Genomic DNA, 16,498 nt, shown 5'->3' with positions numbered 1-16,498 from the left:
GAATATAGTATTAACTTTTTAAATGAAAACAATTATTTACAATATATATTTAGCATTGAATGCATAGTAATCTTTTTATCAATGGAAGAAATAATAAAATATAACGAAAATCTTATTTCAATTAAAGGAACTTTTAATAGACCTTTCTTTTATGAATTGCTTTCGAAGTACTCTTTTAATAAGTATTTTTCTTATATGTATTCGTCGTATAATGAATATTTATTAAGCAAGGACGATTGTAATTATATTGATTTAGATAAAGATGAACAATTTATTTTATTAGATAAATATAATAATAGCGTTGTAGCAGATATATTAGAAGCGTCATTTTGTAACTATCAATTTTTTAAAATTATTTTATCAAATGAAAGCTTAAATCATGATGAAGTTAGGTTAATAAAAGCAGTAAATAATACCTTAAAATTTCATTATGACGTAAATTTCTTTTTTTATAAATCGGTTGAGAATGATGTTTTATGGATATTAAAAGATAAAAATATTGATTTTCCTGAAAATTTATAAAAAATAATATCATAAAAAAACCAGCTGAAAAGCTGGTTTTTTGTTTTTATTTATTTCTGTTGAAAATATACTTCTTCGTAAGGTTGAATTAAAACCCAGCCATCGCCTTGAAACATCATTTGGAATTCTTCGCCGCTGCCGCGTCCTAATAAACTTTTAAACGAAACATTGGTTTTTAATTCGGGCTTTAAATTGCCAGACCATGCAACGGTTGCATTAGGATCGGTAAATACAGGTTCGCCCGGTTTTACCAACAAAGTTAACGGATCGCCGTGTGTAGAAATTGCTACGTGACCATTTCCCGTTAAACGCACCTGGAACAATCCGCCAGACATCATCCCAGCAATGCTTTTAAGCATTGTGATTTCGTTTTTAATGGTTTGATCGTGTGCTAAAATATCGTTTCCGTTTACACAGATCGATTCGCCTTCTAGCTTTAATATCTGTACTTTTTTACCAGAATCGGCAACATACAAACGACCGGTTCCGCTGGCTTTCATTAGTTTTGCACCTTCGCCTGTAAGCGTTTTCTTGATAAGATTCCCTAAACCACCAGAAAGCATACCTTCACGTTCGAATTTAATGTTTCCAACGTATCCAACCATACTTCCGTTTTTGGTCCAAACGAATTGGTTGTTCAAATTGATCTCTAACATTTGAGGTTTTTCTAACTCAAAATAATCGTGTTCTCTTTCGTTTTGTCGTGTTTTTTCAACAAAAGCAGCCAGTGTATACTCGCTCATAGTCTTTTTTATTAATTGATTGTGTATTAAAAATAATAAAAAAATCATTTGAAAAACAAAAAGAGATAACAATTTGTTATCTCTTTTAAAATTAAGTATTTAATGAACGATTAAAGATGGTTGTCTTCGTCTTGCCAATCTCTAATTTCCTGTTCAATGTCTTCTTTTGTTCTGCCGGTTTTTTCTTGAATCTTACCAATGTATTCATCAAATTTACCTTCGGCAAAAGCCTGATCATCATCAAACCATTCTCCGTATTTTTGTTTAACGGATCCTTTGATTTTGTTCCATTTTCCTTCTAATTCTAATCTGTTCATAGCAATATGATTTAAATTAATAATACTAAAGTTAGAAAATGTAATTTAAACGGGCTGTTAAATATATGGTAAATAAAAAACGACCCGAAAGTCGTTTCTTAAAATATAATGAAAAAATTAGTTTTGTTTTTCACCGAATTCGTCAACGAAATTCTCGTTTTCTTCGTAATCGGCAACCATTAATTCTGAATAATCGGCTTTTTTACCTTTTCTGAATCTGCGACCAATTCCATCGAAAATAGCATAAACAACCGGTACAATAATTAAGGTTAAGAATAATGATGATATTAAACCACCAATAATTACAATTGCCAAACCACGGTTAAAATCAGATCCGTCTCCTTGTGCCATTGCAATAGGTAACATACCAATAACCATTGCAATTGTTGTCATTAAGATAGGACGGAAACGAGCGTGGTTGGCTGCTACCAAGGCATCGTACGTGCTGTAACCCAATTCTTTTTTATGGTTGGCAAAGTCCACAAGCATGATGGCATTCTTGGCTACCAGACCAATTAACATAATGATACCCAAAATGGTGAAAATGTTTAATGTTTGGTTGGTTAATGCCATGAATAATAATGCACCAATGAACGATAATGGAATAGAGAACAAAATGATGAACGGTTTAGAGAAACTGTCGTACAAAACAACCATTACTGCGTAAACCAACAAGATCGATGCTAATAAAGCGATTCCTAATGTACCAAAACCTTCGTCTTGGTTTTCTTTGTTACCACCCCATTTAAAGGTTACACCCGGTTTTAATTTTAGTTTAGTAAATTCTGCTTCCCATTCTGTTGCAATGGTTCCTTCTGATTTACCCACAACCTGTGCTTGAATAGAAACCGCTGGCGATTTATCACGACGTTCTAATAACGATGGACCAGAACCGTAAGTAATATCTGCAAACTGCTCTAACATGATTGACTGACCACTGTTGTTGATAAATTTCACTGCTTTAACATCGTCAATAGTACCACGACCAATTTCGTCGTAACGTAAATTAATATCGTATTCTGTATCTTCCGCACGGTATTTCATGTCTGTATTTCCGGCAAATGCTGTCTGCATGGTCATACCCACAGTTGCAACATTTAAACCTAAAGCATTCATTTTATCACGATCTAATTTTACAACAACTTCAGGATTTCCGTCTTCAGATGTTAAACGAACCTCGCGAGAACCTGGAATTTTCTCTAATAAATCGGCTGCTTTACGAGCGTATTCTAAAGCGTCTTCCTGGCTTGATGCAATTACGGTTAACATTAAAGGAGCTTGTTCTGCACCCATAATACCAACTTCAACCGTTTTAACTTTTGCACCCACTAAAACGCCTTCCATTTCGCGTTTTAATTTTGCAGAATATACTTTAGTTGACTCTTTATGCTTGTGACCGTCTTCTAGGTAAATCTGAATTTCAGATTTGTATTTTGTTCCTGAAGTCGTCATCATACCATCAGAAGCCTGACCAACCGTAGTAATCATTTTTTCGATTTCAGGTTTTTTCGATAAGTAAGCTTCAGCTTTTTGTGTTAACAAGTTAGTTTGTTCAATAGAAGCATCTTTAGGTAATTCAAACTGAATTAAAAATTCTTCTTTATCACTGGTAGGGAAGAATCCTCCACCAATATATCCACCAACTGCTAAACCAATCGATGCAAAGAATAATAACAATGTTAATAATAACGTAATGATTTTGTTTTTACGGTTCTTTAAAGACCATTCTAAAATTCCAGAAATTCCGTTTGTAAGTTTAGATAAACCTGCTTCAAATCCATATAAAATCTTTCCGAAAAAAGAATGCTTACTAATGTGAGATACTTTACCAATCCTTGAATATAGCCAAGGAACAACTGTAAAGGAAACAATTAATGACAACATTGTAGCAATTACAACCGTAACACAGAACTGACGTAAAATATCGGAAACCAAACCGCTTGACATTGCAATTGGTAAGAATACCACCACGATTACCAAGGTAATTGCTGTTACGGTAAAACCAATTTCTTTAGCACCATCAAACGCAGCACGTACTTTGTTTTTGCCCATTTCCATGTGGCGGTGAATATTCTCGATAACCACAATAGCATCATCCACCAGAATACCTACTACAAGCGATAAACCTAACAATGTCATTAAGTTTAGCGTGTAGCCTAATAAATTTAAACCAATAAAGGTTGCTACTAACGATAAGGGAATGGCAATGGTTGCAATGGCAGCATCGCGCAAACTGTGTAAAAAGAACAACATGATAAATGCTACCAAGACTACAGCAATAACTAAATCTAACATTACGTGGTCTGCAGCACTAATGGTATAATCGGTAGAATCCGATGCTACACCTACTTGTATGTTTTGTTGCTTATAATCTTCCTGAATTGTTGCAATGGTGTTTTTTACGGCTTCTGAAACTTCCACCGCATTTGCATCAGACTGTTTGAACACCTGCATTAAGATGGTGTTTTTCTGATCGATACGTGCAATCTTTTCTACCTCTTTAATACCGTCTTGTACATCGGCGATATCGCTTAAACGAATTGATGTACCTGTTGGTGTTGTAATTGGCAGGTTACGCATTTGATCTAACGAAGCAAATTTACCAGATAAACGAATGGTTGTTTGATTGCTTTGTGTTTTAATGTTTCCGGTTGGGAAATCCATGTTTGATGAAGCCAAAATCTGTTGAATTTGACTGATTGTTAGTCCGTAACCTGCTAATTTTTCAGGTTTTACACTTACTTGAATTTCACGTTCTTCACCACCAACCAAATCAACTTTAGCTACACCGTTAATACGCGCAAAAACCGGCTGTATTTTTTGGTCTAACAAATTATAAAGTTCTTTTTCTGTAAGGTTTGATGTTACCGAAAGGTTCATAATGGCAACGTCATCTAAAGAGAATTTACTTAAAGACGGCGTTTCGGCATCGTCGGGTAAATCGTTTATTACCGCATTAATCTTTCGTTGGGCATCGGTAAGCAAAAAGTTGACATCGGCACCCGTGTTAAGTGTGATCATTACAACCGATACACTTTCCATAGATTTTGATTCGATCTTTTTAACGTTTTCCAAAGAAGAAACCGCATCTTCAATTACCTTGGTAACCGAAGTTTCTACTTCAGACGGAGCAGCTCCCGGATATATTGTTTGAACCGTAATTACGTTTACGTCGAATTTTGGGATTAATTCGTACCCCATACTAAAGTACGAAGCAATACCCCCAAGTATCAGCATCAAAAATACTACGATGATGATACTGGGTCTTTTTATTGATATTTCAGATATTTTCATTGATAGGTATCCTTAATTATTTAATGATTTCAACGGCTGTTCCGTTAGCTAAATTTATTTGACCAGAAGTGATTACCTGTGCACCTTTTTCGATTCCTGAAATTACTTCGATCATATCGCCAAAAGTTCTACCTGCAACAACTTTAGTTAACACCGCTTTACCGTTTTTATAAACAAAAACCTGGCTGCTGCTAACACTTCCAACAAACGCTGTACGCGGAATGGTTAATACGTTTGCCATTTGGCTGTTTCCAAAATAAGCGTTACCGTACATACCTGCTTTTAAATCGTTTGCAGAATTATTTTGAATTTCTAATTCAACTGGGAAGTTTAAACTTGCATCGGCTTTAGGAGCAATAAATGAAACTTTACCTGTAAATTCTTTATCTGCAACAACCGGTGACTGTACTTTAATAGAATGACCCATTTTTAAAGAACCAACATTTTTCTCGTCAACATTTACCTTTAATTTTAAGGTTGATACATTTACGATTTCGAATAATTCGGTTCCTGGATTTGCGTATGCTCCCGGTTCAACACTCTTTTTATTTACGATACCAGAAAACGATGCTTTAATGTTAACATCGCCAGCTGTAAGTTGCGCACTTTGTAAGTTGTTTTTAGCGTTAACCAATTGCAGTTTCATTTGATCTAACTGTTGTTTTGTAACACCGCCTGTTGCGTAAGCACTTTCAAAACGGGCAACTTCAGCTTTTGCATTGTTATAAACTGCTTGCGCATTGCTAACACCTACATTTTGCTTGTCTGCTTTAATAACTGCCAACGTTTGACCTGCACTAACGTAAGATCCTTCTTTAACCATTACTCGAGAAACAATTCCTGGAGTTTCAGCAGAAATCTTAACCTCTTGCTTTGGAACAAAAACACCGTTTGCAATATATTCACCGCTTACATCATTAAAATCTGCTGTTTCTACACGTACTGCTACTGCAGTGTTTTTTTGAGCCACTACTGCAGTTTCGGCTGCGCTTTTTTCTTGATTTTTATTTAAAACGTACATAATTCCTGCTAAAGCTGCAATTACTACTATTCCTGTTATAATTATTTTTTTCATGTTTAAATGCAATTAGTTTTATTCTTGTGTTAATGATTTTAATTCTCCTTTAGCCTTAATTAATGCTATTTCGGCTACTTTATAATCTAGTAAAGCATTTGTGTGATTGTTCTGTGCATCGGCATATTGTGTTTCTGCATCTAACAAATCAGTTAAGGTTGCTAAACCAAATTTGTAATTGTTTTCTATATTTGTTAATACTTCTTTAGCTAGATTAACATTCTCTTTTTGAACGTTTAATGTGATTAGTGAGTTGTTAATTTGTGTAATGGCATTTTTTAAAGACATATCTAATGCTAAACGTGTATCGCGTTTGTCTGCTTCTAAAAGATCAATCTTGGTTTGAGCTTGTTTAACTTTAGCTTTAACCGATCCACCATTAAAAATAGGAATGCTTAAGTTCAAACCAATTGCTGAAGCTCCAGACCAAGCTGCACCTGGACTTTTTGCAAACCATGGAAAGTCATTTCCAAAACCAACGTAACCGAAATTCGCAGTCATACTTAGGCTTGGATAACTTTCTGCATTTATAGCTTTCTTATTTAAAGCTAATAATTCACCTTGTTTTTCCAACAACTTAATCTCTGTTCTGTTTTCAATGTTTACAGATTCATCTACTAATGCATGTTTTGAAACTTCAAACGTATTATCAGGTAATTCTATATCCTGATTCATATCCATACCTATTAGGTATTTCAAAGCGTTTTCTTGCAACTGTAATGCATTTATTAATTGCTGACGATTACCTTTTAAATTGTTTAGTGTAACATCAATACGGTCTAAATCAATTTTCTTTGCCAAACCGTTGTCGAACAAACTTTTTATAACATCACGAACGCGACTAGTATTTTCAATTGTTTTGTCAACTGTTGTTAATTGCGACTCTGTTTTATAAGCTTCAAAATAACTGTTTGCAACTTTTTCTATAACTTGTTCTTCTGTTAGCTCTGCATTAATTTTATAAAACTCACGTGTAGTTTTTGCTGCTTTCAAACCTGTAAAAACAGCCTGATTAAAGATTTGCTGGTTTAAAGAAACCATTGCACTTGACTGCCAAGGTGTTCCCATTTGTATAACCTGAACTTGATCCCCCATCACTAATGCCATCTGTTGAATTATGGCATTGTATGTTAGGCCTGCGGTCGCAGTAATTTGCGGTAAGGCACTTGCGCGAACTTCATCTATCTGGTATTCGCTGTTTTGTACCTCTAAACGGGCTTTAACGGCTTCGGCTTTATTTTGCAAAGCGTAATTAACCGCATCTTTAAGCGTTAATTGTTCTTGTGCCTGGGCAAAGAATCCTAAAAACGCTAGTAAAATTGAAATTCTATATTTCATTGGTATTTATGATTTTTGTAATAATTGTTCTAATATTTCTAATCCTTTCGGGGTAACTATTCCTCTTAAATGGTATTCCAATAATTTGTAATTCAACTCGTCTATAGATTGGTTACTTTGCAGATTTATAAAAATCTCATCGTTAAAAAACGCTGTAGTACTTGCAAAAAAGATCTTTCCTACAAAATCTATATCTATTTCTTTTCTATAATAACCTTGTTCAACACCATCGCGTAGGTTTCGAAGAATCGTAAAATCGTAATTTTCGTGTTTCTTTCGCTGAATGCGCTCTGCTAATTTTGGATAGTATTTGTTAAACTGATAGATCGTACTTGCCTGAATATTCTGCCCGAACAAATCACCTAAACAGCTTTTCATTTCAAAATGCTCGTGAATTGGTGTTTTACAATTTCCAGCAATGCTCTTCATTTTATCGGTTGCAGATATAAAGACATAATCAACGGTTGCTTTTACCAATTCATCTTTAGCCGAAAAATGCTGATAAATCGTTTTTTTTGATATTCCTAATTCTTTAGCGATATCATCCATAGTAACCGCTTTAAAGCCGTTTTTAATGAATAATTCTAAAGATTTTTTTAATACAGTCTCTTTCATTAAGTCAAAAAGTTTCGGCAAAGGTAAGTAGGAAACTTTAAATACCAAAAAAGTTTCCAAAGTTTTTTTTTTAATTTTATTTACATGATTAATTAGCTTACATTTGTATTCTTGAAACGAAGTTTACACCTTTTATGAATAATTTCATTGAATACAAAAGCGCTGTCGCCGATTATATAAATCAAATTAATTTTAAGAAAGAACCAAAGGAACTTTACGAACCAATAGGGTATATTGCCAATTTGGGAGGTAAACGTTTACGTCCGTTGCTTACCCTTTTTGCAGCCGAGGTTTTTGGGGCACAACCTACCGATGCCATTCATGCAGCAGTTGCTATTGAGTTGTTTCATAATTTTTCGTTGATTCATGACGATATTATGGACGAAGCGCCGTTAAGAAGAGGTAATAAAACCGTTCACGAAAAATGGAATCTGAATACCGGGATTTTATCGGGCGATGCCATGCTGATTTTGGCTTATCAGTATTTCGAGAATTACGAACCTGCTATTTTTAAGGATCTTGCGAAATTGTTCAGTAAAACAGCGTTGGAAGTTTGTGAAGGACAACAGTTAGATATCAATTTCGAAACTCGCAACAATGTTAGTATTCCGGAATACATTAAAATGATTGAATACAAAACGGCGGTTTTAGTAGGTGCTGCTTTAGAAATGGGAGCTATTGTTGCTAAAACTACCGAAAATAACAAAATTGCGATTTATAATTTTGGTCGAGATCTTGGGATTGCGTTTCAGTTGCAAGACGATTATTTAGATGCTTTTGGCGAAACTGCAACATTTGGAAAACAAATTGGCGGCGATATTTTAGAGAATAAAAAAACGTATTTGTATTTAAGATCTTTAGAAAATGCTTCAGCTACCGATAAAACCGAATTACTAAACTGGTTTTTATCAAAAGAAGGGGGACAAGAAAAAATTGAAGCTGTTAAATCGTTATTCGAAAAAACAAATGCTACAAACGATACCCAGCTTTTAATAGAAGAATATACGCAGAAAGCATTATTGCAGTTAGAAACATTAGAAATACCTTATCACTTTAAAGAAGAACTAAAAGAATTCGCTTTATCATTAATGAGCAGAACTGTATAAATAAAAAATCCGAAACAAACGTTTCGGATTTTTTTTTGTCTAACATATATCATTCTAAAAGAAAACGCGGATAAAAGGCATCCAAGCTTGGTTGTAAACCAAATCGTCTTTTTTGTATAAAACATTATAGCGAACACCAATTGTTACATTTTCTGTAGTGTAACCAGCGCCTAAAAACAAAGCGGTGTTCCAAAAATTATCATTAATGGTGTTGATTTTAGAAAAATCAGTATAAATAGTATTGTTCACACGTAATTGTTCCAATTCTGCCGAAAGCTGAATCATTTCTGCCGGACTATAAATTCCTAAAATATTTGCACCATACGATGTACTTTCGTAAAAACCTTTCGATCTTAAATAATTAAACTGCAATCCCAAACCTGCTGAAAATTGTTCGGTAATTGGTTTTAAAGCCATAGGCGAAACCGCAATATTGGTAAATCCGCTACCAAAAGCCAAGCCTAATCCGCCACCAAATTGCATATCGCTAAAAAAAGTAGTGGTACGCGGTTGGTAGGTATCTTGATTTTCTTGTGCAAACGAATTAAATCCAATTAAAAAGCAAGTTGTAAGTGTGTAAAATATTTTTTTCATAAGGGAATCAAATTTTCGCTAAGATATTAATTAAACAGTTAAATGTATCTTAATTGTTAAAATTGTGTGTCAATTAACAATAATGTATCCTACTGCGAATAATGAAAAAATGAATTTAAAAAACACCAATAAACAATAAAGTTCATAAAAATAAAGCGATTAAAAACGGTATCCGTAAAAAACTATTTTATAAGCACATACTGTAAAAATCAAAAATGCAAATTCAAGTAAAAAATAAAGTATAAAACTATTTAAAATGTTGTAATATTAATTGAAACTATTGTATTTTTGTGAAAATTTTTTAACGAAAAAAAGAGTCATTAGACAAATATTATGGATAGGTTTTCCTTTTTAAACGCTGCACATACCTCATTTTTTGCCGATTTATACGATCAGTACCTAACAAGTCCTGATAGTGTTGAACCAAGTTGGAGAAGTTTTTTTCAAGGGTTCGATTTTGCAAATGAGTTCAATGGCGGCCCGGTAGAACAATTATCAAATGCATACCAAGGTTCTGGCGAATCGGCAGTTATCGCTGATTCGGTTAAAAAAGAATTTGCGGTTTTAAAGTTGATCGATGCTTACAGAACGCACGGTCACTTATTAACAAAAACAAATCCCCTAATAGAGAAAACTGGCGAAGCTCCTGATTTTTCTATCGAAAAATTTGGTCTTACACAAGCCGATTTAAACGTTACTTTTGATGCTGCACAAAGCATTCACTTACAAAAAAGTACCTTACAGCAAATTATAGATCATTTACAGAATACCTATTGTACTACTTTGGGTATTGAATATATGTATATCCCGAGCGAAGAAAAAGTTCAGTGGATTTCTAAATACGTTGAATCTAAAATTTCAGATTTAACTACAGATCAGCAGAAACATATATTAGAAAAACTGGTTCAGGCTGCCGCTTTCGAGAATTTCTTTCATACAAAATATGTAGGTCAGAAACGTTTTTCTTTGGAAGGATTAGAAGCTACTATTCCTGCGTTAGATGCTATGATTGAAGCTGCCGGATCAGCTGGTGTAGAAGATGTTGTTATTGGAATGGCACACCGTGGGCGTTTAAATATCTTGGCGAACATTATGCAGAAACCTGCGCAGAATATCTTTACAGAATTCGACGGGAAAGATTATGCAGATGTTGCCGATACGTTTGATGGCGATGTGAAATACCATTTAGGATACACATCTAACCGTGAAACAAAATCAGGAAATAAAGTTACATTAAATTTAGCACCAAATCCATCGCATTTAGAAACCGTTGGTGCGGTTATAGAAGGTGTGGTTCGTGCTAAACAAGATAAATTATACGCAGACGATTTCTCTAAAGTATTGCCAATTGCCTTACATGGAGATGCTGCAGTAGCAGGGCAGGGTATTGTGTACGAAATTGTTCAAATGAGCAAGTTGCGTGCTTACCAAACGGCTGGTACAATTCACGTGGTTTTAAACAATCAAGTTGGTTTTACAACAAGTTATAAAGATGCACGTTCGGGCGTTTATTCTACCGATATTGCTAAAGTTGTTGCAGCGCCTGTTGTACACGTAAATGCAGATGATACCGAAGCGGCGGTTAAAGCAATGTTGTTTGCTTTGGCGTACCGTATGGAATTTAAAGAAGATGTTTTTGTTGATTTGGTAGGATACCGTAAATACGGACATAACGAAGGTGACGAACCACGTTTTACACAGCCAATTTTATACAAATTGATCTCTAAACATCAAAATGCACGTAACATTTACAGCGCTCGATTAATTGAAAATAAAATTATCGACGATGCTTTTGTTGGATCTTTAGAAGATAAATACAAAGAAATTTTAGAAGAAAATCTAACAGCAGCAAAAGCGACAGAAAAAGCAGTGATTATTCCGTTCATGGAAAAAGAATGGGAGGGATACCATATTGCAAATGTTGACCGTATGCTGCAAACGTATGATACCAAAGTATCGCGCGAAATGTTAGACGATGTAGCACCTGTTTTAACAGCATTGCCTACAGATATTAAATTCATCAGCAAAATATCTAAATTAATCAAGGATCGTTATACAATGTATTACGAAACCAACCGTTTAGATTGGGCTATGGGTGAATTATTAGCTTACGGAACGTTGATTTCAGAAGGTTACGATGTTCGTTTTACAGGACAGGATGTACAACGCGGAACGTTTTCGCACCGTCATGCCGTTATTAAAAACGAAGAAACAGAAGAAGAATATGTACCTTTAAACAACATAAAATCACAAAACGGACAAATGCGTATTTATAACTCGCATTTATCAGAATATGCTGTTTTAGGTTTTGAATACGGATATGCTATGGCAAATCCAAAAGCATTAACAATTTGGGAAGCACAGTTCGGAGATTTCTCTAACGGTGCTCAAATTATGATCGACCAATATATCGCAGCTGGCGAAGACAAATGGGGAAGCCAAAACGGTATTGTTATGTTGTTGCCACATGGTTACGAACATCAGGGAGCAGAACATTCATCGGCACGTTTAGAGCGTTACTTACAACTTTGTGCAAACCATAATATGTATGTAGCAAACTGTACAACGCCTGCAAACCATTTCCACATGTTGCGTCGCCAAATGGTTACCGATTTTAGAAAGCCATTGGTAATCATGTCGCCAAAATCATTGTTACGTCATCCAGAAGCTACTTCAACTATCGAAGAATTAACAAACGGATCGTTCCAAACAATTGTTGATGATCCAAAAGTTCAAGATAAATCGGCAGTTAAAACACTGGTTTTTGTTTCAGGTAAATTCTATTACGATTTACAGGCAGAAAAAGAAAATTTAGGCAGAAACGATGTTGCTTTTGTTAGAGTTGAACAATTGTTTCCGTTAGATAACGATAAATTAAAAGAAGTAATTGCTTCTTACCCGAATGTTGAAGATTATGTTTGGGCACAAGAAGAACCTAAAAACATGGGCGCATACGGTTATATGCTAATGAATTTTGATTTGGTTAAATTCCGTTTGGCATCACCAGCAGCCGCAGCCGCACCTGCAGCAGGTTCATCAGTTCGATCTAAAGCAAGATATGCAAAAGCAATTGCTAAAGTATTCGATAAAAATTTATAATTTTAGAAAGTTTTTCAAATAACACAATATTAAATTAATATACTCATGAGTATCTTAGAAATGAAAGTTCCTTCGCCAGGAGAGTCAATCACAGAAGTGGAAATTGCTACTTGGTTAGTAAAAGACGGAGACTATGTAGAGAAAGACCAAGCAATTGCTGAGGTTGATTCTGACAAAGCAACTTTAGAATTACCTGCTGAAGCTAGTGGTATTATTACTTTAAAAGCGGAAGAAGGAGATGCTGTGGCTGTTGGTCAGGTAGTTTGTTTAATCGATACAGGTGCTGCAAAACCATCGGGTAGCGCACCGGCTGCCGAAGCTCCAAAAGCTGAAGAGAAAAAAGAAGAAGTAAAAGCTGCACCGGCGGCTCCTGCGTCTGCACCAGCTGCTACGTATGCAACAGGATCTGCATCGCCCGCTGCCAAAAAAATATTAGACGAGAAAAGCATCGATGCTGCATCTGTTCAAGGTACAGGTAAAGATGGTCGTGTAACTAAAGAAGATGCTTTAAACGCAACACCTTCAATGGGAACACCAACCGGTGGACCTCGTGGAACAGAGCGCAAAAAAATGTCTATGTTACGCAGAAAAGTAGCAGAGCGTTTGGTTGAAGCTAAAAATACAACAGCAATGTTAACTACTTTTAATGAAGTTAACTTAACTGAAGTAAATAAATTACGTACCGAATTTAAAGATGCGTTCAAAGCAAAACATAATGCATCGTTAGGCTTTATGTCGTTCTTTACAAAAGCGGTAACTCGTGCATTGCAGTTATTCCCTGATGTAAACTCAATGATCGATGGTCAAGAGCAGATCAAGTTTGATTTTGCCGATATTTCTATCGCGGTTTCAGGACCAAAAGGATTAATGGTTCCGGTTGTTCGCAATGCAGAATTATTATCTTTCCGTGGTGTTGAAGCTGAAATCAAACGTTTGGCAACAAGAGCTCGTGACGGACAAATTACGGTTGACGAAATGACAGGTGGAACGTTTACAATTACCAATGGTGGTGTATTTGGTTCTATGTTGTCAACTCCAATTATCAACCCACCTCAATCAGGTATTTTAGGAATGCACAATATCATCGAACGTCCAGTTGCAGTTAACGGGCAAGTAGTTATTGCGCCAATGATGTACATTGCATTATCTTATGACCACAGAATTATCGATGGTCGTGAGTCTGTTGGTTTCTTGGTTGCTGTTAAAGAAGCTTTAGAAAATCCAATGGAGTTGTTAATGAACAACGATCCTAAAAAAGCATTGGAATTATAATATTTTATTGTTTTTTATATTGTTAAAAGTCTTTCCAATTGGGAAGACTTTTTTTATTGAAATAATTTATCAAGCACTAAACTGTTTTCATCTGTCATTAATCTTTTTTCGTTAGTAGAAGCATCAAGATAGTTTAATTGCGAACATTCAAAACAAATTTTAAAGATACCTACGATTTTATTCTTCTTTTTTAGGATTAAAAAATCTCGATATATAGGCAAACATTTGGTGTTGTCAATTGTGTTTTGGTTAGATGTTAATACTTTGTGTAATTTTATATAATCAGATTTATCAACTTCAGATCTCACAAATCCAAATTCTGTAAATTGATCAATAATTAAGGTGTCAGAAATATTTTGAATCGCTTCTCCAGATAAAATGTCGCTAATATCCATTTCATTAACTGCTAAAGTATCTAGTTTGTAATGAATTATTTCATCAAACGTAGCAGTTTGTAATTGTTGGTCTTTACAGGATATCAAACAAAAAATCAAAAATAAAAAAGTAAAAATTCTCATAATAAATATAGATACTTTAAAATACTAATTTATAAAAAGTGCTTGTGTTTTCGTAGCTTTGTTTTCTAATTTTAAAAAACATGAGTTCCAAGAAATCAGCTGCAATTGGTTTTATATTCATTACAATGTTAATCGATATTATAGGAATAGGTATTATTATTCCTGTAATTCCCAAACTATTGAAAGAGTTAAATCATTCCGATATTAGCGAAGCTGCACAATTAGGCGGTTGGCTGGCATTTGCCTATGCATTTACGCAGTTTTTGTGTGCGCCGTTAATGGGCAGTTTGTCTGATAAATACGGCAGAAGACCTGTTTTACTGATTTCGTTGCTAGCATTCGCTGTCGATTATTTGGTACTGGCATTAGCACCAAATGTACCTTGGTTATTTGTGGGTAGAATCATTGCAGGTATAACCGGAGCCAGTATTTCTACAGCAATGGCTTATATATCAGATGTTAGTACACCCGAAAATAAAGCCAAGAATTTTGGTTTGGTCGGTGCTGCTTTTGGAATTGGCTTCATCATTGGTCCAGTAATTGGCGGTTTGTTGGGACAGTTTGGTTCACGCGTTCCTTTTTACGCTGCGGCTGCTTTGTGTTTTGTGAATTTTGTGTATGGATATTTTGTTCTGCCCGAATCATTAACTCCTGAAAAACGTAGGATTTTTGAATGGAAAGCTGCAAATCCTATTGGTGCTTTGGCTCGATTAAAGAAATTTCCGAATATTATAGGCTTGGTTTCCGCAATGTTTTTTATGTATTTTGCATCGCACGCTGTAAACGGAAACTGGAGTTTTTATACCATGTACCGATACAATTGGGACGAACGTATGGTAGGTATTTCGCTTGGTGTTGTTGGTCTTTTGGTGGCGTTAGTGCATGGTGTTTTGGTTCGGTTTGTGAATCCACGAATAGGTAACGGGAAAAGTATTTTAATAGGATATTCCATAAACTCCATCGGTTTATTGTTGATTGCTTTTGCTTCGCAAGAATGGATGGTTTTTGTATTCTTGATTCCTTATTGTTTGGGTGGTTTGGCAGGTCCGGCAATTCAGTCGGAAATCACTAATCATGTTCCTGCAAACGAACAAGGGCAAATTCAGGGAACATTGGCAAGTTTAAATAGTGCCACAGCGACTTTTGGACCATTGGTAATGACAAGTATTTTTTATTTCTTTACGCACGATTCGGCTCCGTTTAAATTTCCGGGTGCACCTTTTGTTTTGGCATCAATCTTAATGGTTTGTGCGTTTTTCATGGCTTACAAAGGATTAAAGAAAACACAATCTATATAAAATGAGTAGTTTTTATTATATCGACAGAAGCAACGTTTCGTTTGAAGATTTCATTGCTTCGCCCGAAATTAAAAGTCATTTAATGGCGTTTTTGCACGAGCAGCAGTTTAAGCATTTGTTCGATCAGTATAAAATACCAATTTCGAACAAATTGTTGTTGTATGGCGACAGCGGTACAGGAAAAACCATGACTGCAAAAGTTATTGCCAATCATTTGAATAAAAAACTGATGATTGTGAATTTGGCAACCATTATCTCATCGAAATTGGGCGAAACTGCTAAAAATTTAGATTTGTTGTTTAAGGAATCGCAGTACGAAAGCATGGTTTTGCTTTTGGATGAATTTGATTCGTTAGGACAGATCCGCGATTACGATAATAAAGATAATTCGGAAATGAAACGTGTAGTAAATGCTATTATTCAGTTGATGGATTATTTTCCACAGAAATCGATCTTAATTGCAGCTACAAATCAGGTTCATATGATTGATGAAGCCTTGAAACGCCGTTTTGAATGGCAGGTTTCGTACGAAAAACCTTCGAATGAATTATTAGATGATTTGTACGATACCCTTAAAATTCCGATTCCCGAGAAATATCATCCCCAAAAACGTTTATATCAGGCATCGTATGCACAAGCTAAAGACTATTTTTATAAACAGGTAAAACAAAATATTATAAACGAACAATTGTCTTAAAAATGACAAA

General features: G+C 35.0%; 14 protein-coding genes. 6 read left to right on the top strand and 8 right to left on the bottom strand.

From position 1 onward, the window contains the following. Positions 1-81 precede the first annotated feature (81 nt). Complete coding sequence (locus F0460_RS06760; RefSeq protein WP_150011542.1) at positions 82-522, top strand: hypothetical protein; 441 nt, start codon at positions 82-84, stop codon at positions 520-522. Between the two features lie 50 nt (positions 523-572). Here F0460_RS06760 and F0460_RS06755 read toward each other — a convergent pair whose 3' ends face one another. The 6 genes from F0460_RS06755 to F0460_RS06730 form a co-directional block, all read right to left on the bottom strand. After that, a complete protein-coding gene (locus F0460_RS06755) occupies positions 573-1,265 on the bottom strand; it encodes an AIM24 family protein (RefSeq protein WP_150011540.1) in 693 nt (230 codons plus the stop codon). A gap of 110 nt (positions 1,266-1,375) precedes the next feature. After that, positions 1,376-1,582, bottom strand: a complete 207-nt coding sequence (locus tag F0460_RS06750; RefSeq protein WP_150011538.1) for a CsbD family protein — start codon at positions 1,580-1,582, stop codon at positions 1,376-1,378. A 117-nt stretch (positions 1,583-1,699) separates the two neighbouring features. Beyond that, on the bottom strand, positions 1,700-4,876 hold the full coding sequence (locus F0460_RS06745; protein ID WP_150011536.1) for an efflux RND transporter permease subunit: 3,177 nt from the start codon (positions 4,874-4,876) through the stop codon (positions 1,700-1,702). Positions 4,877-4,892: 16 nt separating this feature from the next. Then, entirely contained in the window at positions 4,893-5,951 is a 1,059-nt protein-coding gene (locus F0460_RS06740; protein WP_150011534.1) for an efflux RND transporter periplasmic adaptor subunit, read from the bottom strand. Between the two features lie 18 nt (positions 5,952-5,969). Then, positions 5,970-7,289 carry a TolC family protein gene (locus F0460_RS06735; RefSeq protein ID WP_150011532.1) on the bottom strand — a complete coding sequence of 440 codons (1,320 nt, stop codon included), beginning with the start codon at positions 7,287-7,289 and terminating at the stop codon, positions 5,970-5,972. Positions 7,290-7,295: 6 nt separating this feature from the next. Beyond that, positions 7,296-7,904 (bottom strand): TetR/AcrR family transcriptional regulator, encoded by a 609-nt coding sequence (locus F0460_RS06730; RefSeq protein ID WP_150011530.1) that lies wholly within the window; start codon positions 7,902-7,904, stop codon positions 7,296-7,298. 134 nt (positions 7,905-8,038) lie between these two features. Between F0460_RS06730 and F0460_RS06725 the strand changes: the two genes are divergently transcribed. Further along, entirely contained in the window at positions 8,039-9,010 is a 972-nt protein-coding gene (locus F0460_RS06725) for a polyprenyl synthetase family protein (RefSeq protein ID WP_150011528.1), read from the top strand. Between the two features lie 54 nt (positions 9,011-9,064). On the opposite strand, the gene F0460_RS06720 is transcribed toward F0460_RS06725, so the two are convergent. Then, complete coding sequence (locus F0460_RS06720; RefSeq protein ID WP_150011526.1) at positions 9,065-9,604, bottom strand: hypothetical protein; 540 nt, start codon at positions 9,602-9,604, stop codon at positions 9,065-9,067. Positions 9,605-9,937: 333 nt separating this feature from the next. Here F0460_RS06720 and F0460_RS06715 point away from each other — a divergent pair, with 333 nt between their 5' ends. Both F0460_RS06715 and odhB read left to right on the top strand, forming a co-directional pair. Continuing rightward, a complete protein-coding gene (locus tag F0460_RS06715; RefSeq protein WP_150011524.1) occupies positions 9,938-12,703 on the top strand; it encodes a 2-oxoglutarate dehydrogenase E1 component in 2,766 nt (921 codons plus the stop codon). A gap of 45 nt (positions 12,704-12,748) precedes the next feature. Beyond that, a complete protein-coding gene (odhB, locus tag F0460_RS06710) occupies positions 12,749-13,975 on the top strand; it encodes a 2-oxoglutarate dehydrogenase complex dihydrolipoyllysine-residue succinyltransferase (protein WP_150011522.1) in 1,227 nt (408 codons plus the stop codon). A gap of 53 nt (positions 13,976-14,028) precedes the next feature. On the opposite strand, the gene F0460_RS06705 is transcribed toward odhB, so the two are convergent. Further along, a complete protein-coding gene (locus tag F0460_RS06705) occupies positions 14,029-14,493 on the bottom strand; it encodes a hypothetical protein (protein ID WP_150011520.1) in 465 nt (154 codons plus the stop codon). 80 nt (positions 14,494-14,573) lie between these two features. On the opposite strand from F0460_RS06705, the gene F0460_RS06700 reads away from it, so the two are divergent. Both F0460_RS06700 and F0460_RS06695 read left to right on the top strand, forming a co-directional pair. Next, positions 14,574-15,791 (top strand): TCR/Tet family MFS transporter, encoded by a 1,218-nt coding sequence (locus F0460_RS06700; protein ID WP_150011518.1) that lies wholly within the window; start codon positions 14,574-14,576, stop codon positions 15,789-15,791. Between the two features lies 1 nt (position 15,792). Beyond that, positions 15,793-16,488, top strand: a complete 696-nt coding sequence (locus tag F0460_RS06695; RefSeq protein ID WP_150011516.1) for an AAA family ATPase — start codon at positions 15,793-15,795, stop codon at positions 16,486-16,488. Positions 16,489-16,498 lie beyond the last annotated feature (10 nt).

It is taken from the genome of Paenimyroides baculatum (assembly GCF_008629655.1).
In the GTDB taxonomy this organism is placed as follows: Bacteria; Bacteroidota; Bacteroidia; order Flavobacteriales; family Flavobacteriaceae; genus Flavobacterium; species Flavobacterium baculatum.
Note: the sequence above shows the minus strand (reverse complement) of the source record. Positions and strands in the feature narration are given on the sequence as shown.